Raw genomic sequence first — 26,849 nt, forward strand, 5'->3', positions numbered from 1 at the left:
GCTCAGGCGAGCCCTCCACGGGTCAGCTTGAGCGGATCCATCAGCTCTTCCAAACGCTGACGGCTCAGGCCACTGCGTTCTTCCGCCACATCAATCACCGGCCGGCCGGTGCGGTAGGCTTCCTTGGCAATGTCCGCCGCCAGGGCATAGCCGATCTCCGGGTTCAGGGCCGTCACCAGCACGGGGTTGCGCCCCACACCGGCATTCAGGTTATCGGCATTGACCGTAAAGCCCTGAATGGCCTTGTCGGCCAGCATGGTTGTGGCATTGGCCAGCAAGCCGATCATATCCAGCAGATTGGCGCCCACCAGCGGCAGCATCACGTTCAGCTGGAAATTGCCGGACTGGCCCGCCATGGCCACGGCGTTATCCAGCCCCATCACCTGGGCTCCAACCATGGCCACCGATTCCGGAATGACCGGGTTTACCTTGCCGGGCATGATGCTGCTGCCCGGCTGCAGCGCCGGCAAGCTGATCTCTGATAAGCCATGAATGGGGCCGCTGTTCATCCAGCGCAGATCGTTGGCGATCTTGGTCAGCACCACCGCAAGCCCCCTGAGCTGGGCCGACAGCGCCACCGGCGCATCCACCGCACTCTGGGCTACGAACTTGTGGTTGAGGGATCGAAAACTGTAGCCACTGTTTATCTTGAGGAACTTGATGAACTGCCCGGCAAACTCGGAAGCGGCATTTACCCCGGTGCCGACCGCCGTGCCCCCCTGGGGCAGGTCTGCCAGCTCGTCCATCGCCGCTTCAAGCCGCTTTTCGACTGCTGCCAGCTGTTCCCGCCAGGTTTTCAGTTCCTGGCCAAGGGTAACGGGCATGGCATCCATCAGGTGGGTTCTCCCGGTTTTCACCTGCCCTGCCATCTCACCCTCGCGCTGGTAAATCACCCCGCGAAGGTGCGAGATGGCTGGCAGCAACTTGTTCTTTACCGCCAGCACCGAGCTGATGTGGATGGCCGTGGGGATCACATCGTTCGAGCTCTGGCTCATGTTCACGTGATCATTGGGATGCACATCCACGCCCTGCTGGCGGGCGATGGCGGCTACCACTTCGTTCACGTTCATATTGGTACTGGTGCCGGACCCGGTCTGGTAGCGGTCAACCGGAAACTGGTCAGCAAACTCGCCCATGCTCAGGCGACCGCAGGCCTGCACAATGGCATCCCGACAGGGCGCATCCAGCAAGCCCAGGGAAGCATTAGCCTGGGCGGCAGACCACTTCACCAGTACCACCGCCTTGATGAAATCGGCCGGCATGGGCTGGCCGCTGACCGGAAAGTTGTCGATGGCCCTTTGGGTCTGGGCGCCCCAGAGGGCTTCTGCGGGTACTGCCACTTCGCCCAGACTGTCCTGTTCGGTTCTGTAGTCGGTCACCGGTTTCTCCTGTAGGTATTCCGTTTGCTCCTGCAACGGTAACTCAAATATTGTCGCCTGTCAGACAGTACCCGTTGCGAGAAGGCTGGTTAGCAGAGCCCGTAACCGGTTGGGTTTGACAGGTTTATTCAGTGCGGGAAGATACTGGGCCCTAAGCAACGAGCGGGCTTCGTCACTCCGGTCTGCAGTTATCACTGCGGCAGGGATATCGGCTTTCAGATACTTGCGAACCCCGTAAATTGCGTCGAATCCGGTCAAATCATGATCAAGGTGGTAATCGACCAGAAGTGCGTCCGGGCGACCACCATCCTGCGCAAGCCGTTCCAACGCCTGAACCCGGCTGGTGGCCGTCATTACCCTGCATCCCCAGCGTTCCAGCAGCGCCTGCATGCTCTCGAGGACCGCAGGCTCATTGTCTATAACAAGCACAGACACTCCGTCAAAACCATTACCGGGAGGCTCCGGTATGACCGGCCGAAACCAGGCCTGCAGGCTAGGAGCTGAAGCGAGGGGAAGTGTCAGGGTGAAGCGCGAACCGGTATCTGGCCTCGATGCCACATCAATGCGGTAGTCCAGGACCCTTACCATACGTTCCACAATGGCAAGCCCAAGCCCGACACCCTGCCGGCCACCGGAACCTTGAGGAACGATCTGGTGAAACTCTCTGAAAACATCCCGCAGCTTGGCCGGCTCTATTCCGACGCCGGTATCCCATACCTCTACCTTCAGGGTATCTGCACGGCGGCGCAGGGCCAACAGCACGCCGCCCGTCCGGGTGTATCGGAACGCATTGCTGAGAAGATTCCGGATGATTCGAGTCAACATACGCTGGTCAGTCTGTACCATGGCAGGTAATGAACGCACCCGAAAATCCAGTCCGGCGTTCTCGGCAACGGCTTCAAACTCGGCCCCGAGCCCTCTCACCAGCGCATCCATATCGGTATACACCAAGTCCGGCTTCATGGCTTGCTGGTCAAGCTTTGAAATGTCCAGCAGATCTGCCAGCAGATCCTCCGCCCCTTCCAGCGCACGGTGAACCTGTTCCACCATCCGCCCTTCTTTATCAGGCAAATGGCTGTCCTGCAGGGCCGAAATCATCAGCCGAGCTGCATTCAGCGGCTGTAACAGGTCATGGCTGGCTGCGGCAAGATACTTGTCTTTGCTGCGATTGGCGTTCTGAAGCTCTTCGGTGCGCTCTTCAACCCTGCGCTCAAGTTCCGCATTCAACTGTTCAAGCTTCTGCCGAGCCTGCACGCGGTCGGTAATGTCGGCAACAAAGGCTTCAACTACCTCCGGCCCCAGATCCGGCCGGCGCAGCAAGGTAACTGCCACATGCACGGGAGTCTGGTCTGAGCGCTGGAACCGGGTTTCACGGGCATTCAAACTTCCTTCATCGAGCAAGGCCTGGCGAATTGCGTCAAACTCTGAGGAGCTGCAAAACAGCTGTTCCCGAAGCCGGATTACCCGGGCCCTGAGCTGCTCTGGGCTGTCATAGCCGCAGATACGAGCCATGGCCGGGTTGCACGCCACAAAACCACCTCTGAGGTCGGCCTGGAAAATCCCATGCAGCGCGTTTTCAAACAGCCACTTGTAACGGTTACGTTCCTGTTCCAGCTCTTCTATCCGATCCTGCAGTGCCGGGTAATAGCTCTTACGTACAGACTGACTGCCCAGCCCAAGCAAGTCGCCAATACCATACCTGTTTTCGCCGGGGTCAGAGGGCTTCTTCATAAACCACCTGAACGTCCCGCAGAGAAGATTTTCGGGGGTTGGTCAGGATGCACGGGTCCTTCAGGGCATAACCAGACAGGTAGGGGATGTCTGAGCTGGTTACGCCCAATTCCTTTAGCCTGGCCTCCAGTCCCACTTTCCGCTTGAGTAGGACAATCCTCTCCATCAAGCGTTTTTTCACGTGGGCATTACTCATTCCACGGGTATCAATATCCATAGCCTCTGCAACACGGCGGAAACGATCCTCAGTCGACGGGAAGTTGTAGGCCACCACATGCTCCAGCAACAAGGCATTGCAAAGGCCATGGGGCAAATCCAGGAAGCCGCCCAGGCTGTGGGACATGGCATGCACAGCCCCGAGAATGGCGTTCGAGAAAGCCAGCCCGGCCTGCATCGAAGCCAGCATAATCTGTTCCCGCAACACCGGGTCTGCCGGATTGGCCACCAAAGGCTCCAGGTTACGGTTAATCAGCCGGATGGCCTCCAGGGCGTGGGTATCGGTGAGCGGCCCGCTGCCGGTGGATACAAAGGCCTCGATAGCGTGCACCAGGGCATCGACACCGGTGCAGGCGGTAAGATAGGCCCCCATGGTTTCAGTGACTTCCGGGTCAATCAACGAAACATCAGGTACCACCGCCTTGCTGATAATAGAAAATTTGAAGCGCCGGCCAGGGTCAGAAATGATCGCAAACTGTGAAACGTCTGCCGATGTGCCCGCAGTGGTGGGAATCAGAATCATCGGTGGAGGGGGATTGGTAATGGTGTCCACCCCTTCAAATTCCAGAATATGCCGGCCGTGAGTGGCCACAATGCCGATGCCCTTGGCACAGTCCATCGGACTGCCGCCACCAATAGCCACAATGACATCGCACTCGCTGGACCGGTACAGCTCGGCGCCGGCCATAACTTCGTCAACCTTGGGGTTAGGAGAAATATCCGTGAAGGTGGTGCAGCGCAGGCCTGCATCCAGCAGCAGTGTTTCAATCTCTCCTACCCAGCCAGCTTCCGACACACCGGGGTCCGACACAAGAAACACATGGCGGGCACCGAAGTTACTCGCGAAATTAGCCACCGAACGGCGGGAACCGGCGCCGAAAACGATTTCCGGAGAGACAAATTTACGCAGTGCAGATATGTCGTAGCTCATAAGGCGTCTGATGCAACCAGCTTGTTGTTATAGGAATTGCTGACATACTAACTCAAGTTTCGAGGTGCTTCATTGAGCATTTGGTTTAGAGTAGAAACACCAAAGCCGGTCAAGCATCTGCGCCTGGTTACCTGAACACCGGAAGCCATGGGCTTCATGCTCAAACCATACCAGCTGCGCCGGCTTCCCGACCTTTCGCATGGCGTTTACCATGCTCCGGGTTTGTTCCGGCACCACAACAGGATCCTGCCCGCCCTGAAAGAAGATGGCCGGGCATGAAATGCGCTCAGCCATCCGCTGGGGCGTTTTCTGCTTCCAATACGCACCATCCTCTCCCGCCGGCCCAAGCAGCCAGTCCAGATAGCCGGATTCAAACCGGTGGGTAGATTCCCGCAACCGCAACGGATCGGTTACCCCGTAAAGGCTGGCCAGGCCGCTGAGCCTGCTCCCGGGCGCCATGGCAGCCATCAACGCAGTATAACCACCGGAGCTGCGCCCCTGAATAAACAAGCGCTGCGGATCTGCCCGCCCCCGGTCAACCAGGTAATCCGCCATCCGGAACATGTCCGCCACGTCTGCCAGGCCCCACTGACCAGCAAGGGCCTGGCGAAAAGCCCGGCCAAATCCGGTGCTGCCGGTGTAGTTCACTTCGGCTACCGCAAAACCTCGCTGGCACCAGTACTGAATCTGTGGATTGAAAATGGCATAGGCTGCTGAGGTGGGCCCACCATGGGCGATCAGGATCAAAGGTGGTTTGCCCCCGTTTCGGTTCAGGGACGCGCCGGAGGGTGGATAGAAAAAGCCCTGCAATGCATACCGGCTGTCCTGGCCAGCGGGCACCACGATGCTTTCCGGCGACACAGGGACTATCTCTGTCCATGGCCGCTGGCCGCCAAACAAAACCTCGAAATGCCCGGTTGCCGGACAAATCCGCAGTATGCTGTCGGTACGGTCCGGACTGCGGGCAATGCACAGAAGGTCGTTTTCCAGCCTTGCCAGTGAACGAAAATCACTGAACCTTTCGGCAACCCGTTGCTGGCCACCCTCACGCTCAAGCCAGAGCTCAGCAATTCCGTTCCGGTACCGAACCCTGGCCCAGCCTGACGGTAGCCGGCAGGCATGGCGCTCACCCAGCTGCCAGGGAGCATTGGCATGGTCTGCTTCCGCCGTACTACCAGGCTGCCACACCCACTGTCCGTTTGCCTGGCAGACCCAAAACGGCTGCCACCACCCTTGGTGATCAGAGATCACCCAAAGCCGATTACCGACATACTGAGGTTGCTGGACAGAGCCTCCACCGGGAGGTGCAGTGCGGGCAACCCGGGTCAGCTCACCAGGTTCCCCAACAGCGGCCGTGCACAGAAAGGACTGATCCCAGGGCATATTTGGCAGCATCCAGCTGACCCAAGCCAGCTCACGGCCATCGCAGGAAACCGTCGGCGCACCGTAGAAGTCAAAATGGTCATGCAGCACCGATAACCTTCCATCGGGATCGATCGCCACCAATGCCTGCCGGCCGTGGCACTCACGAACAGCGAGCCAGCGGTTGCGCAGTGAATCTGCCACCACTCCACCCCAGACAGCTCCTCGAGTGCCCACAAGCTTGCGTCTATGGCCGTTATCCAGATCCATAACCCAGAGATGCTGGTCCTCGGATATCCAGCATACGACGCCGTCCATCACCGCATAGGCGCCACCGCCATAGCTATTCAGGCGGCTGCGAACACTACCTCCGGTGTCGAGCCTTCGGCTACCCTGCCGGCTATAACACCAGAGCGCCGTGCCACCGGCTTCAGGCTCGGAGGCCAGCCAGAACACAGAACCTCCAGACACCTGAAGTTCCGCGCACTGCTGAAATGCCCGGCAGGCTTCCTGGGAGGACAACGGTTCAGCTTCGGCAAAACACACGGGAATTGCGGGCATTTCGGTAGGTGAGATCTTCCAGCCCTGCAGTGGCATGGTCTGCCGCGGTGCGGGCGGCCAGGATCCGGTCATGTTGAGGCGACTTGGCGCAAACCGGGTCAGCATTATCCGCGTTGCCGGTGAGCAGGTAAGCCTGGCAGCGGCAGCCACCAAAGTCCTTGTCTTTCTCGTCACAGGAACGGCAGGGCTCGGGCATCCAGCCGTCACCACGGTAGTGGTTAAACCCCGGGCTTCGGTACCAGATATCTTCCAGCGAGGCCTGCGTTACATTCGGAAACTCGATGGGCAGCAAACGGGCGCTATGGCAGGGCAAGGCGGTACCGTCCGGAGCCACCGTGAGAAACAGGCTACCCCAGCCGTTCATGCAGGCTTTGGGGCGCTCCTCATAATAATCCGGCGTCACGAAGATCACTTTCATGGGGTGGTCCCGCTCGACCAACTCTGCCCGGTAACGGTTTACCCGGGTTTCTGCTTCCGCCAGCTGAGCCCGGGATGGCATCAACCCCTCCCGGTTAGCAAAAGCCCAGCCGTAATACTGGCAAGTGGCAAGTTCCACATAGTCTGCCCCGAGGTTCTCGCACAGGGCCAGAATATCCGTCATCTGGTGGATATTGTGCCGGTGGATCACAAAGTTCAGCACCATCGGATAACCGGCTTCCTTGACAGCGCGGGCCATGGCCAGCTTCTGTTGGAAGGCTTTACGGGAACCTGCTACTGCGTTGTTCAGTTCCGGGTCGGAGGCCTGGAAGCTGACCTGGATATGATCCAGCCCGGCATCGGCGAACGCCTTCACCTTGGTTTCGGTCAATCCGAGGCCAGAAGTGATCAGGTTAGTGTAGTAACCAAGCTCCCGGGCGCCGCCAATAAGCTCCGGCAAATCCTGGCGAACCAGCGGCTCACCGCCGGAAAAACCGAGCTGGGCCGCCCCCAGGGCACGCCCTTGCTGCAAGACATCCAGCCACTGCTGGGTCGAGAGTTCCTGCTCCTGACTGGCATAATCCAGAGGGTTTGAGCAATAGGGACATTGCAGCGGGCAACGGTAGGTCAGTTCCGCCAGCAGCCACAGGGGCGGGCCGATCTTATGGTCAGTATGGGAATTTGTCATAGCCACTCGATCCAGTGTTGGCGGCTCGCCTCATCCAGGAAGGCGAAGACGTCGTCCGACAAAGCCCCCGCATCGGGGAACCGTGCTTCCAGCGCAGCCACAATATCGGCCCGGGATTTCACACCATCCACCTCGGCCAGAATCGCACCGGCACTGTCATTGAGCTTGACCATGCCTTCCGGATACAACAACACATGGCTCTGCTGGGCAGGCTCCCATTGGAACCGGAAGCCACGGCGCAATCTTGGAATGGTCTCCATGGCACTCTCCTTACAAGCCCCGGTGCCAGACCTGCTCACCGGTGACTGTGTGGTACGGGGGCGTCTTGTGTACATAGGCCATCGACATGGCATCCAGCATGGTCCACAGAATATCCAGTTTGAATTGCAGGATTTCCAGCGCCCGGTGTTGCTGCGTCTCGGTAACAAAATGATCAAGGGTAATCGAGAGCCCGTGTTCCACGTCACGACGAGCTTCCGACAGGCGTTTGCGGAAGTAGCGATATCCATCCGCCTCAATCCACGGGTAGTGATCCGGCCAGCTGTCCAGCCGGGACTGGTGGATCTCCGGCGCAAACAGTTCGGTCAGTGACGAACACGCGGCCTCCTGCCAGCTGGCACGGCGGGCAAAGTTGAGATAGGCATCCACCGCAAACCGCACGCCCGGCAGCACATGGCGCTGGTCAACGACTTCCTCACGGCTGAGGCCTACGGCTTCCGCCAGCAACAACCAGGCCTCGATGCCGCCGGCGTCATCACTGTGGCCATCATGGTCCAGAATCCGCTGCAACCACAGCCGGCGCACCGAGGCATCCGGGCAGTTCGCCATAATGGCGGCGTCTTTCTGGGGAATCTTAATCTGGTAGTAATAACGATTGGCGACCCAGCCACGGATTTGTTCTGGCGAGCAATCACCACCGTACATGGCTCGGTGAAAGGGATGATGGATGTGGTAGTAAGCCCCTTTTGCCCGCAACGCCTGCTCAAAGTCTGTGCGGTTTAGCGGAGTATTGGCTCTGGCGTTCATGGCAACCTCACAGATCAATGTGCATACCATCCCAGGACACTTCGATACCGTGGGCAGCCAGATAGGCACGCTCGGGTGAGTCTTCGTCCAGGATCGGATTGGTATTGTTGATGTGAATAAGTATCTTGCGGCTGGCTGGCAGACTGTCGAGCAGCTCGATCATACCGCCTTCGCCGGCCTGGGCCAGGTGTCCCATTTGCTGGCCGGTACGGGTTCCCACCTCCTGCCGGATCATTTCATCGTCGTGCCACACGGTGCCATCTACGAGCAAAACATCCGCCCGCTGCATCCAGGCCCGGATACGCTCATCCGGCTGGCCAAGGCCCGGAGCGTACAACAGGGACTGGTTGCGCACCCGGTCTCGGATGAACAGCCCGATGTTGTCCCCCGGATGCGGATTATCACGCCTTGGTGAGTAAGGCGGCGCATTGCTGAGCAGTGGAATGGCCGTCAGTTCGATCGACGGAGCACATGGAATACTGAACGGTTGCTGTTCGGACGGGTTAATTTCGCACCAGTTCAACCCACCATTCCAGTGCTGGAGCATCTTGAACAAGGGAAAACCGCTGCTCAGGTCATCGCGCACCTGAGCTGTGCACCAGATGTCCAGTGGCAGCCCCTCGCGGAGGGATAGCAGGCCGGTGGTGTGGTCCACCTGGCTATCCATCAGAACAATGGCAGAGATACCGGTGTCCCGGAGTGCCCGGGCCGGCTGCATGGCGGGAAAGTCTGCCAGCTGTGCACGGATGTCCGGCGATGCGTTGAACAGAATCCAGTACTCGCCGTCTTCACTGATGGCAATGGATGACTGTGTACGGGCGCGGGCCTTGAGAGTGCCGTTGCGGAAACCGGAACAATTCCGGCAATTACAGTTCCACTGGGGAAAACCGCCGCCCGCCCCGGAACCCAGAATTCGAATCTGCATGGGAGACCTCCTGGGCAGAAATCAGACAGCCAGCACGGAGCTGGCTGTCTGTGCTCTCAGCGGTTGGCAAAGTACATGGTTACTTCGAAACCGATGCGAAGGTCTTCATAAGCTGGCTTGGTCCACATGATGTTCACCTCTTGTCATGATTATTAGTGCGTTGCATGTATCGGCACCCGTGCAAAAGCCAAGGGTACGGTTTCATGCTAATGACAGAGGTCGGGCAACCATATGGTACTTTGGAACTGTTTTCGCCCGCCTTAAAGTAGCAGCGCTTTGGCCCGGAGGTTCTATTGAGGCTATCCGGCAGGCTCCTAACATGTGACAGATACAATAATAATGTCAGGAGAAGTCTCATGGTCGGGCGCGTGTTGCTTATGATCCTGCTGGTGTTGTCTTCCCACAGCCACGCCACAGAGCCGCCGGAAGAAACCCGAGCCGTCATCCAGGACCTGTTCCCCTCCGCCACGGTGATTGAGGACAAACTGCCCGATTTTCCGGTATACCCGGTGTATCAACTACAGGAACTTCTAGGCTACGCCTACGTTTCCACCGATTTCGTGAAACTTCAGGGCTTCGCCGGTAAACCCATCACCATGATGATCGGGCTGGACACCAAAGGCCGGTTCACCGGAGTAAAAGTACTCCACCATCACGAGCCGGTCTTCCTCCATGGCCTTGGGGAAGGGCCGCTAACCGAGTTTGTCGACCAGTACGAAGGACGCTCCCTGACCGAGCAGATCATTGTCCAGGCCTCGAGCCGTTCTGCCCGCAACAACAGCGGCAATCAGGTGTACTTCGATGGTGTCAGCAAGGCGACTGTCTCCGTACTGATCATCAACGACAGTGTTCTGTCATCTGCACTGCAGGTGGCACGCAAAAAACTGGAAGGCTTTGCACAGGCCACGCCAACCAGGGCCCGGCAGGATTTCTATGAGCCACTGACCTGGCAGCAGATGCTGGATCGCGGCTATATCCACAAAGCCACGCTGTCTGCCGAGGCGGTAGAAGCCGAAGTCGGGCGGTCTCTATCTGACTACCCGATGGATCTTGAACCTGTACCCGGAGAACCCTTTTCAGAGGTTTACTACGCCTACATGAATTCCCCCATGGTGGGCAGAAACCTGCTGGGCGACCAGGCCTACAAGGCCTTCAGGCAACGACTGGCCGATCAGGGCAAGGTAATGTTGGTGTTGTCGCGCGGGGTATACCCCCACATCAGTCCGGACTTTGTACCCGGCAGCACTCCCAGCCGGATTGGCCTGAATCAGGGCCAGCTAGCCATCGAAATGCGCGACCTGAACTGGCTGGAACCGGGGCAAACCATTGCGGCGCAGGGGGCGCCAGCCATGGATGCCATGAACCTGTTCCGGATAGGCGGCAATGCCGGGTTCAACCCGGGTGCTGAGTCAGGTTTTCACCTGGATGTGTCGCTGCCGCGCAACCACCTGGTATCCGACAACGCCCGCTTCACCATGCCCGTCACCTTTGCCGGCGAGCTGTTTGAAACCGTGGAGCTGGAGCCCGACCCGCACCAGGGCAGAGAGCCGGTCTGGGTGGGCCTGTGGAAAGAGCGCTGGTGGCAAATCAGTCTGCTGGTAACAAGCCTGGCCTTATTAACCGTGTTCTTTGCCCGCCAGAAAACCCTGACCCGTTACCCGAAACTGGTACACCGGTTTCGGTGGGGCTTTTTGTTCTTCACCCTGTTCTTTATTGGCTTCTATGCCCAGGGCCAGCTTTCCGTGGTGAACATCTACACGCTGTTTCTGGCGCTTTGGGACGGTTTTTCCCTGAACGTGTTCCTGCTGGATCCGATTATTTTCATTCTCTGGACGTACACCTTCGTCACTCTCTTTATCTGGGGGCGGGGGCTGTTCTGCGGCTGGCTGTGTCCGTTCGGGGCGCTACAGGAAATGCTGTCCTGGCTGGGCCAGAAGCTCGGGTTGCGCCAGGTCAGAGTCCCGGAACAGTGGCACCGCCGGCTGATATTACTGAAATACCCGATTCTGCTGATTCTGGTTGGCACCGCTTTCCATTCGTTAACGCTAGCGGAGCAGTTAGCGGAGGTTGAGCCATTCAAAACCAGCATCACCCTGTACTTTGTGCGTTACTGGCCGTTCGTGGTCTATGCCCTGGCCCTGCTGGCCATCGGCATGTTCATCCACAAGTTCTACTGCCGCTACCTGTGCCCGCTGGGTGCAGGGCTGGCGGTGCTGGGGCGCTTCCGTCTGTTCAGCTGGCTGGAACGGGTCAAACGCTGCGGGCAGCCCTGCCAGCACTGCAAGAACGAGTGTGGCATTAACGCCATTCGCAAGGATGGTCGGGTGGACTATGACGAGTGCATCCAGTGCCTGGAATGTGTGGTGATATTGCGTGACCAGAACCAGTGCGTGGATGCCATTGTTCGCAACAAACAACGGCAAAAACAGGCACGGATCCTGGCCACGGATGCGGTCGGGGCCTGATTCAGCCCGCCACGGGGATTACGATACGACCACGAATCTTGCCATCCATCAGCCGGCCAGCGGCGTCGATGGCATCATCAAAGGCCACTTCGGTGATCATGCTGTCCAGCAGTTCCGGAGACAGATCCTCGGCCAGGCGCTTCCAGGCATACACCCGGTCCGCTTTCGGGGCCATCACACTGTCGATGCCACACAGGGTCACGCCACGCAGGATGAACGGAGCCACGGTTGCCGGAAGATCCATGCCGGCTGCCAGGCCACACGCGGCCACTACCCCGTGATACTTCATGCCCGCACAAACATTGGCCAGTACCTGGCCGCCGGCCACATCCACAGCACCTGCCCAGGTTTCCCGGGCCAGCGGTTTGCCCGGCTCACTCAATTCGGCCCGGTCCAGAATCTGTTTGGCACCCAGGGATTTCAGGTAAGTTTCCTCTTCCGGCCTGCCCGTTACCGCAGTCACCGAGTAGCCCAGCTTGGCCAGAATGGCCACCGCCACGCTGCCAACACCACCTGTAGCACCGGTTACCAGGATGTCGCCGGATTCTGGCTTAACGCCGTGTTTCTCCAGGGCGATGACACACAGCATGGCGGTGTAACCCGCGGTGCCGATGGCCATGGCCTGGCGGGCCGTGAACGGCGCCTGCAGCGGGATCAGCCAGTCACCCGAAAGCCGGGCTTTCTGGGCCAGGCCGCCCCAGTGTTTCTCACCCACTCCCCAGCCATTGAGCACCACTTCGTCTCCGGCCTTGAAGTCGGGGTTGGACGATTCAGTCACCACACCAGCCAGGTCGATGCCCGGAACCATCGGATAGGTCTTGGCGATGGGCGCTCGGCCGGTAATAGCCAGGCCGTCCTTGTAGTTCAGGGTGCTGTACGCAACATCCACTGTCACATCGCCTTCCGGCAACCGTGCTTCATCAATGGATTTGAGAGAAACCTGCTGATCGCCCCGACTGCCTTCAATCAGAATACCTTTGAACATCTGCCCTCCAGAGATCAGTTATCGAGGAACACGCCAGATTTACGATGGCGAACCCCAGACACAAACAGTTTGTGGATCCATTCTCACTGTAGCGTATACCGTTTTAACAACAGAGAACAAAAAAAGGCCCTGGGAGGGGCCTGAAGAGGTTGGTAGATCTATCCCGTGCTCCGAAGAGCAGCCCGGCAGGTGCCGGGCCCAACAAATACACAGTCCCTGTGCTTTCACACGAAACGGGGCCCAGGCGGGCGGGCCCCAACTGCCGCTTGCAGATCAGAAGAACCCGAGAGGGTTGGTGTCGTAGCTGGTCAACATACACTTGGTCTGCTGATAGTGTTCCAGCGCCATCTTGTGGGTCTCGCGGCCGACACCGGACTTCTTGTAACCACCGAAGGCCGCGTGGGCAGGGTAGGCGTGGTAGCAGTTCATCCAGACCCGACCGGCCTGGATATTGCGGCCCATGCGGTACGCAAGATTGGTGTCGCGGGTCCACACGCCGGCACCCAGACCAAACTCGGTGTCGTTGGCGATGGCCAGGGCTTCTTCCTCGGTCTTGAAGGTGGTGACGCCCACCACCGGGCCGAAGATTTCTTCCTGGAACACCCGCATCTTGTTGTCGCCCTTGAACAGGGTCGGCTGGATGTAGAAACCGTTGTTGAACTCGCCTTCCAGATGCTCGCGGTCACCACCGGTCAGCACAACCGCGCCTTCCTGACGACCAATTTCCATGTACGACATGATTTTGTCGAACTGCTCCTTGGATGCCTGGGCACCCACCTGAACGTCGGTATCCAACGGGTTGCCACGCTTGATGGCCTTGGTGCGCTCAACCACTTTCTGCATGAACTCTTCGAACATATCTTCCTGAACCAGCGCCCGTGACGGGCAGGTGCAGACTTCGCCCTGGTTGAAGAACGCCAGCACCAGGCCTTCCACGCACTTGTCGATGAACTCCGGCTCTGCCTTCATCACATCAGAGAAATAGATGTTAGGGGACTTGCCACCCAGCTCAACCGTGGACGGAATAATGTTTTCGGCTGCACACTTGAGGATGTGCGAGCCAACCGGGGTGGAGCCAGTGAAGGCGATCTTGGCAATACGCTTGCTGGTGGCCAGGGCCTGGCCGGCTTCGATGCCGTAGCCGTTGACAATGTTGAGCACGCCCGGCGGCAGCAAGTCGCCAATGATTTCCATCAGCACCAGGATGCTGGCCGGGGTCTGCTCGGCGGGTTTCAGCACGGTGCAGTTACCGGCGGCCAGGCATGGGCCCAGCTTCCAGGCCGCCATCAGCAGCGGGAAGTTCCAGGGGATAATCTGACCAACCACGCCCAGCGGTTCATGGAAATGATAAGCTACGGTGTTGTGGTCGATCTCACCCATGTGACCTTCCTGGGCACGCAGGCAGCCTGCGAAGTAACGGAAGTGGTCGGCCGCCAGCGGGATGTCGGCATTCAGGGTTTCACGAACGGCCTTGCCGTTGTCCCAGGTCTCCGCCACCGCCAGCTTTTCGAGATTGGCCTCGATACGATCAGCAATTTTAAGCAGGATGTTGGAACGCTCTGTAGGGGATGTTTTGCCCCAGGCCGGCGCGGCCTTGTGGGCGGCGTCGAGCGCCAGCTCGATGTCTTCAGCGCTGGAACGCGGAATTTCACAGAAAACTTCGCCGGTTACCGGCGTGATGTTCTCGAAATACTGGCCTTTTACCGGCGCTACCCATTCACCGCCAATGTAGTTCTCGTAGCGGGATTTGAATGAAACAACGGAGCCTTCCTTACCTGGTTGTGCGTAGATCATGACGTTGACCTCTTTGTTGTGTTTGTCGCTTGGCAACGCGGCCTTTCGCGTTTACGTATTCAATGTAGTCGCCACACGCTGATTCGTGAATGATTCGTTGGAGGGGAACCACTGGTACCTTGGTAGTAGATGCCGGGGTGCCAGCAATCGCAAAGATAAAAAAAGGGCCACCCGCAGGCAGCCCGAAGAGACACTCAACTCAGCTTATTTAGCGGCAACACGATCCTTGGGCAGCTTGAACGTCCAGACCATACCACCCTGGTTGAAATCCTTGACCACCTTGGCCACTTCCCCGCCCCAAAGGGGTACAGCACCACCCCAGCCAGAGAGGACTGACACGTACTGTTCGCCATCCATGGTCCAGGTGACCGGTGTACCAACCACGCCTGAACCGGTATTGAACTTGTAGAGTTCTTCGCCGGTCTTCGCATCAAAGGCTTTCAGGTAGCCTTCCGGGGTTCCTGTGAACACCAGGTCTCCCGCAGTGGTCATTACGCCACCCCAAAGAGGGGCCGGGTTCTCGTAACGCCAGACTTCCTCACCGGTTTTCGGGTCCATCGCCCGGAGCACGCCAATATACTCGTCGTTAGTAGGCTTGATGGTAAAACCAGCCCCCAAGAAGGCCGCGCCTTTTTTATAGGAAACCGGCTCGTTCCAGATGTCCATCGACCACTCGTTCGACGGCACGTAGAAGAGCTCGGTTTGCGGGTTGTAGGCCATCGGCATCCAGTTCTTGCCGCCCAGGAAGGCCGGTTGGGCCACTACCGTTTCACCCTTGCCAGCTTCAGAGTTCGAGGGATCGCCAGGGCGACCGTTCTCGGCAAAGATCGGCCGGCCGGTTTCCGGATCCAGGCCTTCAGCCCAGGTGATCTTGTCGACAAACGGGAAGCCGCGAATGAAATCACCGTTCTCGCGGTTAAGCACGTAGAAGAAGCCGTTACGGTCAGCAGTAGCCGCCGCTTTGATGGTCTTGCCGTTTTCCTTAAGATCAAACGAGATCAACTCGTTTACGCCATCGTAATCCCAGCCGTCATGGGGCGTGGTCTGGAAGTGCCACTTGATGCTGCCATCATCAGGATCAATGGCCAGGCGTGAAGACGAGAACAGATTGTCGCCCGGGCGCAGATGAGAGTTCCAGGGAGCCGGGTTGCCTGTGCCAAAGAACAGAGAGTCGGTCTCTTCATCGTAGGTGCCGCCCAGCCAGGTTGCAGCACCACCATTTTTCCACATATCGCCCGGCCAGGTCTGTCCGGCTTTACCACCAGAAATACCGCTCTCGATTTTCTTGCCGTCTTTGTAGACGTACCCCATGTGGCCTTCAACGGTCGGACGGGTCCACATCAGGTCACCAGTGTTAGCGTCGTAGGCCTCTACCTTACCCACAATACCGAATTCACCGCCGGATACGCCGGTGATCACTTTGCCCTTAACAATCAGTGGTGCAGCTGTGATGGCATAACCTGCCTGGTAATCAGCTACTTTCTTGATCCACATGGGCTTGCCGGTGTCTTTATTCAGCGCCACCAGCTTTGCGTCCAGGGTGCCGAAGATCACCTTGTCGTTATACAGCGCCACACCCCGGTTAACCACGTCGCAGCAAGGCATGATGCCATCCGGCAGCCGGGCATCGTACTGCCAGATTTCCTCACCGGTCTTCACATCAATGGCATAGACACGGGAATAGGAAGCCGTTACATACATCACGCCGTCCTTGATCATGGGCTGGGATTCTTGCCCCCTCATTTTCTCACCACCAAAGGCAAAGCCCCACACCGGCTGCAGGTGTTTTACATTGTCGGTATTCAGGTCCGTCAGCGGGCTGAAGCGCTGGCCCTGGAGTCCCATGCCATAGCTAACGATGTCGTCGGTGGTTTCGGCGTCTTTCAGAATATCTTCATTGGTTACCGCATGGGCCCCGCAGGATACGGCCAGTGCCAGTGCACTGGCGGCAATGCGAATCCCGAATTTGTTCGATCTCATGGTTGCGCTCTCCAAGTCTCTTGTTGTCAGTTTCGAGCCGAACCGGGAAGTTTTCCCGACCCTGCGTTGATTTTTCGCAAACCTCGCAAACTCAACAATTGCCCCCACGGACAGGTTTTCTCATCACTTGGTAGTAAGACCCGCCCTATTTCTGGCCTTCTGCCTGCGCAATGGCTTCCTCACTCAGGAAATCCCGGTAATAGCCCGGCACGCTGTAAGCAAGCTCCATTCCGGTGAAAGCCTCACTAAGGGTTCCCTCGGTAACCAGTCGATTAACAATTCCCTCAATGGCATAACCCAGCTGACGGTGGGTATGCTTGACCGCCATTCCCACATCCCAGACCTGCTTCATCAACCCCGGGAAACCATTCTGGGCCTGCATAAAGGCCTCATTCTCAGGCTTTGCCAGCTCATGGTGGATTTCTGCTCGCATCCCCATAACGGCACTGACCTCGCCATTGCGCATGGCTTCAAACGCTGCCCTGACGTTGGGGTAGTGGCGCACCTGGTTGCGCATTCGCCCCTGCAACGCGGAACTCAGATAGAAATCCGGCAAGGTATCAATCTCAACACCGATGGGGTGGTACTGGAACACCGCCACGGTATCGACGGTATCGAGCTTTTCCGGGTTATAGGCAATTTGCCAGGTTTCCTGCTGGTAGGGGCCGAACAGCACCACCTGCTCATTGATGTATTCACCGGTGGAATCCTGCATGTAGGCGTACTGCTTGTCGTAAGGCACCCGCATCATCACGTCCGCCAGCCGCTGCTTGTCCAGGTAGTGGCCTTTCCACACGTTGTTGCGCAGGTCATCTCCCAGCTCTTCGTCCGGGATGATCCAGTGCACTCGGAACTCCACACCCATTTCCTGTGCAATCAGCTTCCCTAGTTCCACATCAATACCCCGGGGCTGCCCATCCACCTCATAGGAGTAGGGAGGAAAGTCCCGATATACCCCCACTTTCAGGTAACCGGAATCCAGAACGATGTCGTAAGTGCGATCCGCCGGCCGGTTCAGCAGCTCGTCACCATCGTTAACCTCCTGGGCCACCACGGGCAGCGACAAGAGCACAGAGACCAGAAAGGATAGAATTGTTTTCATTATTGGTTCCCCCAACGACAGCGAGCCGGCACAGGGCCGGCTATGTTCAGAGCATCTGGACAATCATGGCGTTATTCAGGCTTGGGCAGAGACTCAACATAGGTCCGGATGGCCCACATTGCGTTCTGATCCAGGCTTTTCTTCCAGGACGGCATACCCCGGTCGGTACCGTTACGCACCCGGGTAATAAAGTACTCGTCATCCCACTCCGTCAGCTCCCGCAGGTCCGGCGTCAGCCCGCCCGACATGGCACGAATACCATGGCAACTGGCACAGTTGCCGGCATAGGCGCTTTCGCCCACTTTCACGGCTTCACTGTAGTACTCACTCAACTCATTTCCTTCACGGAATGGATTCTCCATACGCACTTCGTCGCCAAGAGAAGGCAGGTTACCGGTGTTTACCGGCTGTGGTGTCACGTTGCCATGAGCCATGACCAAACCGGCAGCACCTGCCAGCACGATGGCAATAAGCGGTCTGATTGAAATAGGCATTGTCATTGTTGCTACCTCTTTGTGGTTGCCCCAGTGTTGGCTATTGGATTTGTCGGTTGCCAACTCACTGCCAGACAGTCTAAGAACCTGTACTGCTGTTCCGAATGCCACTTTGGGGTTTCCGGCTTAGTTCCTTGGTAGTACACGATCCGGGCGAAGGCGAAAGCACAAGGCAGCATCCTGAAAACGAAAATCCAGCCATTTTTCAGCAAGAAACCGATCATCCGGGAAATTTTCCCGATAATTTCTGACATTTTCCCGAACATCACCTGTCATTTTCCGTCGCCGGACTACCGGGCATTTGCCAATACTCGGAACGTCAGCGTTCTTAACGCGCTGTTCACAACAACAATCAAGGGGAAGGAATATGAATCGTCGACAACATCCACTGATCAGGGGCATCAGCCTGGCCCTGGCGATGGGGACTGCGGGCGCCTTGAGCATGACCACTCAGGCAAAAGAAGTGAGCTGGGAAGACATCGTAAACGACGCCGAAACCACCCAGGATGTTCTGGGCTATGGTATCGGCCCCAAGGCCCAGCGCTACAGCCCGATGACAACCATCAACAAGGACAATATCGAGAGGCTGGTTCCCGCCTGGTCATTCTCGTTCGGGGATGAAAAACAACGGGGCCAGGAGTCTCAGGCGCTGGTACACGACGGCGTGATCTACGTTACCGGCTCCTACTCCCGGCTGTATGCACTCGATGCAAAAACCGGGGAACGGCTATGGGAATACAACCATCGTCTGCCGGAAGGCATTCGGCCCTGCTGTGATGTGGTGAACCGCGGCGCTGCCATTTTTGGCGACAAGGTTTTCTTCGGCACTCTGGATGCGGGCATTGTGGCCCTGAATAAAGACACCGGGAAAATCGCCTGGCGCAAGAAGTTCGCTGACCACGAAGAAGGCTACACCATGACCGGCGCCCCGACGCTGGTGAAAGACCAGAAAACCGGAAAGGTTCTGCTGATCCACGGCTCTTCCGGAGACGAGTTCGGTGTGGTGGGCAAACTCTTCGCCCGGGATCCGGACACCGGTGAGGAAGTCTGGATGCGTCCCTTCGTTGAAGGCCATTACGGGCGCCTCAACGGCGAGAAAAGCACCCCCACCGGCGACCCCAGGGCTCCCAGCTGGCCGGATGACCCCAACAGCCCGACCGGCAAGGTAGAAGCCTGGAGCCACGGCGGCGGAGCGCCCTGGCAAAGCGCCAGTTTTGACCCGGAAACCAATACCATCATCATCGGTGCCGGCAACCCGGCCCCCTGGAATACCTGGGCCAGAACAGCGCCCGGTGGAGATCCGGCCGATTACGACAACCTATACACATCAGGACAAGTTGGCGTAGACCCAACCACCGGCGAGGTGAAATGGTTCTACCAGCATACCCCCAACGATGCCTGGGACTTCTCCGGCAACAACGAGCTGGTACTGTTTGAGTACACCGAAGGCGGAGAACAGGTAAAAGCCACTGCCCACGCCGACCGCAACGGCTTTTTCTATGTGGTGGACCGCACCAACGGCGAATTCAGGAAAGGCTTCCCGTTTGTGGACAACATCACCTGGGCAGAGGGTATCGACAAGAACGGTCGCCCGATTGAAGTCAAAGGCCAGCGGCCGCCACCTGTTCCGGAAGGTGAAACCCGGGGCGAAGCCATTGAAGTATCACCGCCCTTCCTGGGCGGCAAGAACTGGAACCCAATGGCTTACAGCCAGGATACTGGCCTGTTCTACATTCCCGCCAACCACTGGAAAGAAGACTACTGGACTGAAGAAGTCACCTACAAGAAAGGGGCTGCTTATCTGGGCCAGGGCTTCCGCATCAAACGCATGTACGATGACCACGTAGGCGTGTTGAGAGCGATGAACCCCCTCACTGGTGAGATCGAGTGGGAGCATAAAGAGAAGATGCCGTTATGGGCCGGTGTGCTCACGACCAAGGGTGGGCTTGTATTCACCGGGACTGGCGACGGTTTTCTCAAAGCCTTTGACGCCGAAACCGGGGAGGAGCTCTGGAAGTTCCAGACCGGCTCCGGAATCATTTCCCCACCCATCACCTGGGAAATGGATGGCGAGCAGTACATCGGTGTCACCTCCGGCTATGGCGGCGCTGTACCCCTTTGGGGCGGCGACATGGCTGAGCTGACCAAACCGATTTCCCAGGGCGGATCATTCTGGGTGTTCAAGCTGCCGTCATGGGCACAGGCTTCACGCTGAGTGCCGACCTACCAGGCCCGGCAATGCCGGGCCTTTTCATGCCAAAGAATGTCCAAACAAAAAGAGAGCCAGACATGAAATTATGGATCACAGCAACTCTACTGACCTCGGCTGTTTTTCCTGCCATGGCCAACGATGACATGGCCGACCTGGACACTGTTCAGGTGATCAACGGTTGCAAACTGGAGGCAGAAACCGCTTGCCCGGGCGCTGACTTGCGAGCCGCAGACCTGTCAAACCTGAACCTTCGCGGCGCAGATTTGCGGGGATCAAACCTGACTGGTGCCACCCTAAACCACACAAACCTTCGGGGTGCCAACCTCAATGGTGCAAAACTGGACAATGCCACAGGCTACCGGCTACAGCTCTACCGGGCATCCCTGCGCGGCGCCAAGGTTCGTAATGCCACCCTGCCAGGCCTTCAAGGCGAATACCTGTTTGCCCAGGGAGCGGACTTCACCGGAACGGATATTTCCGGCGCCAACTTCGCCTTTTCCCGCTTTTCAGGAGCAACACTGGCCGATACCCGGGCACCATTCAGCAGCTTTGAAATTGCCTGGCTGCCTAAAGCCAACCTGGAGGGCGCTGACCTGACCGGGGCAGACCTGCAGGAAGCCAAGTTCGGGCACGCCAACCTTGCCAAAGCCCGTTTATCCGGAGCAAGGATTCACTTTGCCACCTTTGAAGGCACGTTTATGGAAGGCTGCACAGACTGCCCCTTTGACTGGTAAGCGCACCCGGAGAGGGCGGGGTCCGGCTCAGGCATTGCCAGCATCAAGCCCCTGCCCGAAACGCACCAGCCCGGCATCAACGGCCAGGTGCACCAGTTCGATGGACGATTCCACCTGCAACTTGCTTTTCAGTAACGCCAGATGGTTGGAAACGGTTTTGCTGCTAACGCACAGGCGTTCCGCGATTCTGGCCACGGCATCACCACGGGCAAACATCAGCAACACTTCCATTTCGCGCTGGGTCATATCCCGCAGACGACGGTCCACAGGGCGTTCCCGGTTCAAGGCAAGCCGGGTCGCAATCGGATGTTCAATGTAGGGCTGGCCGGCGCCTACCCTTCGAACGGCATCAGCCAGTTCTTCCGGAGCACAGTTCTTCGACACAAACCCCATCGCGCCCACATCAAGCGCCTGCCGAACCATGGGTAGTTCATCGTGCATGGTAAAAAACAGAATGGCCGCAGTCCGCCAGCGCTGGCGGATACGGCGAGCTACTTCAAGACCGGAAATATCCGGCAGGCCCATGTCGAGCATCAGCACATCGGGTTGAATACTGCCATATCGGGCAACGGCATCCTGCCCGTTGTCCAGCTCAGTAATCGCGACTGCCGGCAACAGATTGCGCAGCAGGTTGGCGATACCCTGCCGGACAACCAGGTGATCATCCACAATCATCAGTTTCATTCGTTAACCTCCTGAACCGGCCGAAGGCGAACCCGCTCCCGCCGCCGGCATCGCCAGCAATACCCGGGTGCCCTCTCCCAGATGGCTGAACAGTTCCATCCGGCCACCCAGACAACGGGCCCGTTCGCGCATCGAACGCAACCCCAAACCGCGACAGCCCGACAGATCCCCGGTACCACGACCGTTATCGCAAACCACCACCTCCAGCGCACCGCTTGACTGGGCAACTGTCAGTGATGCCCGTGTAGCCTGGGCATGTCGGGAAATGTTGTTTAATGCTTCCTGCAAGAAACGGTAAAGGTGTGTTTGCTGCTCACCGGTCAGTTCCGGCAAGCACTCATCCAGCTCTAACTGGCAGCTAAGGCCACTGAGTTGTTGCCACTGCTCGGCCAGGTGGCTTATGGCCGAGTTCAGTCCCAGCTGCTCCATCACCAACGGATGCAAGTCCTGCAACAGGTGCCGGAAGTGCTTTTGCACAGTTTCGCAATGATGCGCAAGTTCACTGGCCTGTTTTTTCTGTTCACTGTTCAGCGCCGGGTCGTACAGCCATGCCCTCGCCTGGGCGCGAATACCGGTCAGATACTGACCCAGGTCGTCATGCAGAACCCGGGCTATGTGTTCACGCTCCCGATCCTGGACCCGTAAAAGTTCCGTCATCAGCTCGCGCACCGTTTTCTGCTCCTGCTCCAGGGCAGCCGCCATGGTATTGAAGCGCGCCACCAGGTCGTTCACCTCCTGCAGATTCTGTGCACCCAGCCTCGATGCCAGCTGGCCCCGCTCAACACTCGCCATAGCCTCGCCAAGCTCCGCCAGGGGCCGCAATCCCTGCCGGATAGCCCAACCAAGGGCCACAAAGCAAAGAGTCATGCCAAGCAAAAAGGCCGCGGAGATCAGCACAAAGCTCTCCCAGATTTCTTCAATTTCGTCTGCAGGATCCAGCTGCCAGCCGTTCACCGCCTGAGCGGGAATGCCATCTGCCATCAGGCGATAAAACCAATCCGGCATTTCCCGTGTGGTACCCGAAACCGCCTCACCAACGGAAACCGGTCTGAGATGCCGCATTTCCGGTACCAGCTCCGGCGCCAGCTGCGTTGGTGCTGGAAGACTTGCGGCCAGCTCCATCACTGACCCAAGTTCCCGCGCAATATCTCCCCTCGCCTGAAGGGTGTAGAACACCCCGCCCACTGCATATACAAGCAGGAAAACGGCCAGCATCAGCAGGGAAAGTTTCCGGTAGGCGGTCATGTCGTTATCCATCTGGCGGTATTTAGAGGCCTTACCTACATGCTACGGCGGCCATTTTTTGCAGGAATAGTTCTTTAGTACCGGCACATTCCTACTTTCTGAATATTTCCGGGAGGATTTCCCTTCCATAAGCTGGAAGGACAATAAAAACCCGGAGAATGCCATGACCCTCTCCATCAGACAGACCCTGATGACAGCCGTTACCCGATGCACGCTGATCGGCGCCTTAGCAACAGCCACACCCGCGTTTGCCCTGGATATTCGTATCGGTTACCTGCAGTTCGTACCCGATCAGGGGCCGGTACTTTCCAATGTCATCCCGGAACCGGAAGATGCCGGTTTGAGAGGTACTGAGCTTGCCCTGGCAGACAACAACACCTCCGGCAAGTTTCTGGGGCAGAACTATCTTCTGGAAACCCGTGTGACGGATTCTGAAGAGACTGCCCTGGCCGCCTATACCGAACTGCAGGACGCCGGTATCGACCTGATCATTACCCGGATTCCCGGCCAAACCCTCCGCAAGGTTGTCGAAAGTGCCGACGACAAAACACTGCTGTTTAATGCCGGTGCCCGGGACAATGCCCTGAGGACCGCCAGCTGCCACGCTAACCTGTTACACACCATACCCAGCCACGCCATGCTGACGGATGCCCTGGGGCAGTGGCTGAAGCAACGCCGCTGGCAGGAGTTGTTTCTGATAACCGGCCCGACACCAGAAGACAAAGCCTGGGCCGAGGCCTTCCGCCGCACCAGCAAGCGTTTTGGATTAGACATCGTTGAAGATAAGCCCTGGACCTTCGATGCGGATCTGCGCCGGACCGCTTCAAAGGAACTGCCCCTGTTTACCCAGGGCGACGACTACGACGCGGTAGTCGTTGCCGATGTCCGGGGTGACTTTGGTGAATATGTGCCGTTCAACACCTGGCTGCCGCGCCCGGTGGTGGGAACCCAGGGCATGACACCGGTTGCCTGGCACCGGGTGGTGGAAAGCTGGGGCGCTGCCCAGCTTCAGAACCGGTTCCGGGAACTGTCAGGCCGAAATATGAACAGCGAAGACTACGCGGCCTGGGCTGCAGTGCGAGCCATCGGCACCGCAGTGACAGCCATCAGCGAAGGGGATGCGCCTGCCATCAGAGACTTCCTGTTCAGCGACAAATTTGACCTTGCCGGCTTCAAGGGCCGGAAGCTCACCTTCCGGGACTGGAATGGCCAACTCCGTCAGCCGATTCCGCTGGTTCACCCGAGGGGCCTGGTTGCTCAGGCGCCCTTTGAGGGTTTCCTGCATCCCGAAAGCGAGATGGACACCCTCGGCTACGACAAGCCGGAAAGTAAATGCCGAATCAACAACTGACCGCCGAGGCGGCAGTACTCAAAACAAGAAGGAGTTACCCATGAGAACCCTGTTCAAGCAAACGGCACTGGCTGCCATGATTGGCCTTTCCACGCCCGCACTGGCCAGCCTGGCCTATGTCTCCAATGAGAAGGACAACACGCTTTCCATCATCGATACCGAAACCCAGGAAGTGGTCGAAACCATCGATGTTGGCCAGCGCCCCCGGGGCATTCTGCTGTCCAAGGACTACACCAAGCTCTACATCTGCGCCAGCGATGACGATACCGTACAGGTTTTTGACCTGGCCACCCGCAAGATTGTTGACACTTTGCCCTCAGGGGAGGATCCGGAGCAGTTTTCCCTGCACCCTAACAACAAACATCTGTACATCGCCAACGAAGATGATGCGATCGTGACCGTGGTGGATGTTGAGACCAAGGAGGTCCTGGCCCAGATTGACGTGGGTATCGAACCCGAAGGCATGGCGGTGAGCCCGGATGGTAAGTGGGCAGTAAACACCTCCGAAACCACCAGCATGCTGCACTGGATCAACACCGAAACCTTCGAGATCGAGAAAAACATCGTTGTTGGCCAGCGCCCGCGCCATGTCGAGTTCAGCAAGGACAGTAAAATCGCCTGGGCCTCTGCTGAAATCGGCGGTACCGTCCACATCATTGATGTAGACAATCTGGAGCAGGTCCACGAGATGTCATTCAAGGTACCCGGCGTTAGCCCGGATCGGGTCCAGCCGGTGGGTATCGAGCTGACCTCTGATGGCAAATATGCCTTCGTGGCCCTGGGCCCCTCAAACCATGTGGCGGTCGTAGACGCCCAGTCCTACGAAGTACTGGACTATCTTCTGGTAGGTAGCCGCGTTTGGCAGTTGGACCTGGATAAAGACGAAAAGCACCTTTACACCACCAACGGGGTCTCCGGTGACGTGTCCGTGATTGATGTGGAAGACCTGAAGGTGATCAAGTCCATCAAGGTAGGCCGCTACCCCTGGGGTGTGGTCATCGACCCGACTTCATGACCATCGAAGCGAGCAACCTCAGCTTTCGTTACGGCGACAAGCCGGTGCTCCGGGAGGTCAGCTTTGCGCTGACCTCTGGCCGCTTCCACGCCTTGCTCGGACCCAACGGTGCCGGCAAATCAACCCTGTTCGGGCTGCTCACACGGCTACTAGCCCTGCAGCAGGGCGATATCTTCATGGCCGGGCAGTCTCTGAAAAAGCAGCCTGCCGATGCCATGCGCCAGATCGGCGTGGTGTTCCAGCAGAACGCCCTGGACCTGGATCTGACCGTCCGCCAGAACCTGCAGTACCACGCCGCGCTGCATGGCCTTTCCCGCAAGGAAGCCAGGGCTCGGGGTGACCGGGAGCTGGAACGCTTCAGCCTGCTGGACCGGGCCAACGATGCCGTCCGCCAGCTCAACGGCGGCCACCGACGGCGGGTGGAAATTGCCCGCGCCTTGCTGCATGAACCCTCGCTGTTGTTGCTCGACGAACCCACGGTGGGCCTGGACGTGGCCAGCCGAAAAGCGCTCAACGAACACGTAAGAACCCTATGCAAGGAAGACGACCTGACCGTGCTCTGGGCTACCCACCTGATCGAGGAAGTCCGTGCGGAAGACCGGGTCCTGATCCTGCACCAGGGCCAGTTGCTGGCTGACGGTAAAGGCCAGGCCATCTGCGAAACCGCCGGCACCCGGGACCTGGCCGAAACCTTCCATTCCCTGACCGGAGCCGGCTGATATGAAAGCAGCTCACTACTGGCATTGTTTCGTAGGCATCCAGACACGAGAATGGTTGCGGTTCTGGCAGCAGCGCACCCGCTTCGCCAGCGCCCTGGTCCGGCCACTGCTCTGGCTGGTGGTATTCGCTGCCGGGTTCCGGGCGGTACTGGGCATTTCCATCATCCCGCCCTATCAGACCTACATCACCTACGAGACCTACATTGCCCCCGGGCTGTGCGGCATGATCATCCTGTTCAACAGCATGCAGGGCGCCTTGTCCATGGTCTACGACCGGGAATTGGGCAGTATGCGTGTGTTGCTGATGAGCCCCCTGCCCCGGCCCTTCCTGCTGGTGACCAAACTGCTGGCCATGGGTGTGGTGTCCATCGGCCAGGTGTATGTGTTCCTGCTGCTGGCACTGCTGATGGATGTAGAGCCACCGCTCTGGGGTTACCTGGCCGTATTGCCAGCGTTGATTCTTACCAGCCTGATGCTGGGAGCTTTGGGGCTGCTGATCGCCACCTGGATCAAACAGCTGGAGAACTTCGCCGGGGTGATGAACTTTGTCATCTTCCCGATGTTCTTCATGTCCTCGGCGCTCTATCCGCTCTGGCGCATGAATGAGGCCAGTCCCTGGCTGTACTGGATCTGTCAGTTCAATCCGTTCACCCATGCGGTGGAGGCGATCCGGTTTTCGCTGTATCTGGAGTGGAACCCGATGGCTTACGGGATTACCGCCGGCGTGACAGTTACCCTCGCTTTGCTAGCGACCGCTGGCTTCCGGCCGCAACGCACCAGGATACTTGGGGCTTCCAAGCCGGCTTGATTTGGTGCCAGTGGTCAGCGGGGAG

General features: G+C 58.2%; 23 protein-coding genes. 7 read left to right on the forward strand and 16 right to left on the reverse strand.

Features of this window, described 5'->3' with window-relative positions; translation table 11 throughout:
- Positions 1-2 precede the first annotated feature (2 nt).
- The 9 genes from AQ621_RS13210 to pqqA form a co-directional block, all read right to left on the reverse strand.
- Positions 3-1,379, reverse strand: coding sequence for a class II fumarate hydratase (locus tag AQ621_RS13210; protein ID WP_058341829.1), 1,377 nt, complete (start codon positions 1,377-1,379; stop codon positions 3-5).
- Between the two features lie 60 nt (positions 1,380-1,439).
- The gene (locus AQ621_RS13215; protein WP_058341830.1) at positions 1,440-3,110 is read right to left on the reverse strand and encodes a hybrid sensor histidine kinase/response regulator; all 1,671 of its coding nucleotides are present in this window, start codon (positions 3,108-3,110) and stop codon (positions 1,440-1,442) included.
- Complete coding sequence (gene ercA / locus AQ621_RS13220; protein ID WP_058341831.1) at positions 3,094-4,257, reverse strand: alcohol dehydrogenase-like regulatory protein ErcA; 1,164 nt, start codon at positions 4,255-4,257, stop codon at positions 3,094-3,096. The genes AQ621_RS13215 and ercA overlap by 17 nt, the downstream gene beginning before the upstream one ends.
- Before the next feature lie 69 nt (positions 4,258-4,326).
- On the reverse strand, positions 4,327-6,090 hold the full coding sequence (locus tag AQ621_RS13225; protein ID WP_058342431.1) for a S9 family peptidase: 1,764 nt from the start codon (positions 6,088-6,090) through the stop codon (positions 4,327-4,329).
- Between the two features lie 55 nt (positions 6,091-6,145).
- Positions 6,146-7,285, reverse strand: coding sequence for a pyrroloquinoline quinone biosynthesis protein PqqE (pqqE, locus tag AQ621_RS13230; RefSeq protein WP_058341832.1), 1,140 nt, complete (start codon positions 7,283-7,285; stop codon positions 6,146-6,148).
- The gene (gene pqqD, locus AQ621_RS13235; RefSeq protein ID WP_058341833.1) at positions 7,282-7,545 is read right to left on the reverse strand and encodes a pyrroloquinoline quinone biosynthesis peptide chaperone PqqD; all 264 of its coding nucleotides are present in this window, start codon (positions 7,543-7,545) and stop codon (positions 7,282-7,284) included. The genes pqqE and pqqD overlap by 4 nt, the downstream gene beginning before the upstream one ends.
- A gap of 10 nt (positions 7,546-7,555) precedes the next feature.
- Positions 7,556-8,311: a pyrroloquinoline-quinone synthase PqqC gene (pqqC, locus tag AQ621_RS13240; RefSeq protein ID WP_058342432.1), complete on the reverse strand. Its 756-nt coding sequence runs from the start codon at positions 8,309-8,311 to the stop codon at positions 7,556-7,558.
- A 7-nt stretch (positions 8,312-8,318) separates the two neighbouring features.
- A complete protein-coding gene (gene pqqB, locus AQ621_RS13245; protein ID WP_058341834.1) occupies positions 8,319-9,236 on the reverse strand; it encodes a pyrroloquinoline quinone biosynthesis protein PqqB in 918 nt (305 codons plus the stop codon).
- A gap of 56 nt (positions 9,237-9,292) precedes the next feature.
- Positions 9,293-9,364, reverse strand: a complete 72-nt coding sequence (gene pqqA, locus AQ621_RS17400) for a pyrroloquinoline quinone precursor peptide PqqA (RefSeq protein ID WP_007153157.1) — start codon at positions 9,362-9,364, stop codon at positions 9,293-9,295.
- Between the two features lie 228 nt (positions 9,365-9,592).
- On the opposite strand from pqqA, the gene AQ621_RS13250 reads away from it, so the two are divergent.
- On the forward strand, positions 9,593-11,701 hold the full coding sequence (locus AQ621_RS13250; protein WP_058341835.1) for a NosR/NirI family protein: 2,109 nt from the start codon (positions 9,593-9,595) through the stop codon (positions 11,699-11,701).
- A gap of 1 nt (position 11,702) precedes the next feature.
- On the opposite strand, the gene AQ621_RS13255 is transcribed toward AQ621_RS13250, so the two are convergent.
- The 5 genes from AQ621_RS13255 to pedF form a co-directional block, all read right to left on the reverse strand.
- Positions 11,703-12,686, reverse strand: coding sequence for an acrylyl-CoA reductase (NADPH) (locus tag AQ621_RS13255; RefSeq protein ID WP_058341836.1), 984 nt, complete (start codon positions 12,684-12,686; stop codon positions 11,703-11,705).
- A 273-nt stretch (positions 12,687-12,959) separates the two neighbouring features.
- On the reverse strand, positions 12,960-14,480 hold the full coding sequence (locus tag AQ621_RS13260; protein WP_058341837.1) for an acetaldehyde dehydrogenase ExaC: 1,521 nt from the start codon (positions 14,478-14,480) through the stop codon (positions 12,960-12,962).
- Positions 14,481-14,684: 204 nt separating this feature from the next.
- Positions 14,685-16,460 (reverse strand): PQQ-dependent methanol/ethanol family dehydrogenase, encoded by a 1,776-nt coding sequence (locus AQ621_RS13265; RefSeq protein WP_058341838.1) that lies wholly within the window; start codon positions 16,458-16,460, stop codon positions 14,685-14,687.
- Positions 16,461-16,605: 145 nt separating this feature from the next.
- Complete coding sequence (locus tag AQ621_RS13270; RefSeq protein WP_058341839.1) at positions 16,606-17,562, reverse strand: substrate-binding periplasmic protein; 957 nt, start codon at positions 17,560-17,562, stop codon at positions 16,606-16,608.
- Between the two features lie 71 nt (positions 17,563-17,633).
- Positions 17,634-18,062 (reverse strand): cytochrome c-550 PedF, encoded by a 429-nt coding sequence (pedF, locus tag AQ621_RS13275; RefSeq protein ID WP_058341840.1) that lies wholly within the window; start codon positions 18,060-18,062, stop codon positions 17,634-17,636.
- Positions 18,063-18,423: 361 nt separating this feature from the next.
- Between pedF and AQ621_RS13285 the strand changes: the two genes are divergently transcribed.
- Positions 18,424-20,271: a methanol/ethanol family PQQ-dependent dehydrogenase gene (locus tag AQ621_RS13285; RefSeq protein WP_058341842.1), complete on the forward strand. Its 1,848-nt coding sequence runs from the start codon at positions 18,424-18,426 to the stop codon at positions 20,269-20,271.
- A gap of 74 nt (positions 20,272-20,345) precedes the next feature.
- Complete coding sequence (locus tag AQ621_RS13290; RefSeq protein WP_058341843.1) at positions 20,346-21,002, forward strand: pentapeptide repeat-containing protein; 657 nt, start codon at positions 20,346-20,348, stop codon at positions 21,000-21,002.
- Positions 21,003-21,029: 27 nt separating this feature from the next.
- On the opposite strand, the gene AQ621_RS13295 is transcribed toward AQ621_RS13290, so the two are convergent.
- Positions 21,030-21,686 (reverse strand): response regulator, encoded by a 657-nt coding sequence (locus AQ621_RS13295; RefSeq protein ID WP_058341844.1) that lies wholly within the window; start codon positions 21,684-21,686, stop codon positions 21,030-21,032.
- A gap of 3 nt (positions 21,687-21,689) precedes the next feature.
- Positions 21,690-22,931 (reverse strand): sensor histidine kinase, encoded by a 1,242-nt coding sequence (locus AQ621_RS13300; protein ID WP_058341845.1) that lies wholly within the window; start codon positions 22,929-22,931, stop codon positions 21,690-21,692.
- A 163-nt stretch (positions 22,932-23,094) separates the two neighbouring features.
- On the opposite strand from AQ621_RS13300, the gene AQ621_RS13305 reads away from it, so the two are divergent.
- Genes AQ621_RS13305 through AQ621_RS13320 form a run of 4 tightly spaced genes read left to right on the forward strand, consistent with a single transcriptional unit; the run spans position 23,095 to position 26,824 of the window.
- Positions 23,095-24,282, forward strand: coding sequence for an ABC transporter substrate-binding protein (locus AQ621_RS13305; RefSeq protein WP_227508337.1), 1,188 nt, complete (start codon positions 23,095-23,097; stop codon positions 24,280-24,282).
- Between the two features lie 40 nt (positions 24,283-24,322).
- Positions 24,323-25,297 (forward strand): YVTN family beta-propeller repeat protein, encoded by a 975-nt coding sequence (locus AQ621_RS13310; protein ID WP_058341846.1) that lies wholly within the window; start codon positions 24,323-24,325, stop codon positions 25,295-25,297.
- Positions 25,294-26,016 (forward strand): ABC transporter ATP-binding protein, encoded by a 723-nt coding sequence (locus AQ621_RS13315; RefSeq protein ID WP_058341847.1) that lies wholly within the window; start codon positions 25,294-25,296, stop codon positions 26,014-26,016. Before AQ621_RS13310 ends, AQ621_RS13315 begins: the two co-directional genes overlap by 4 nt.
- A 1-nt stretch (position 26,017) precedes the next feature.
- Positions 26,018-26,824, forward strand: coding sequence for an ABC transporter permease (locus AQ621_RS13320; protein ID WP_058341848.1), 807 nt, complete (start codon positions 26,018-26,020; stop codon positions 26,822-26,824).
- Positions 26,825-26,849 lie beyond the last annotated feature (25 nt).

Origin of the sequence: Marinobacter sp. P4B1, assembly GCF_001447135.1 — a bacterium.
Lineage (GTDB): Bacteria > Pseudomonadota > Gammaproteobacteria > Pseudomonadales > Oleiphilaceae > Marinobacter > Marinobacter vinifirmus.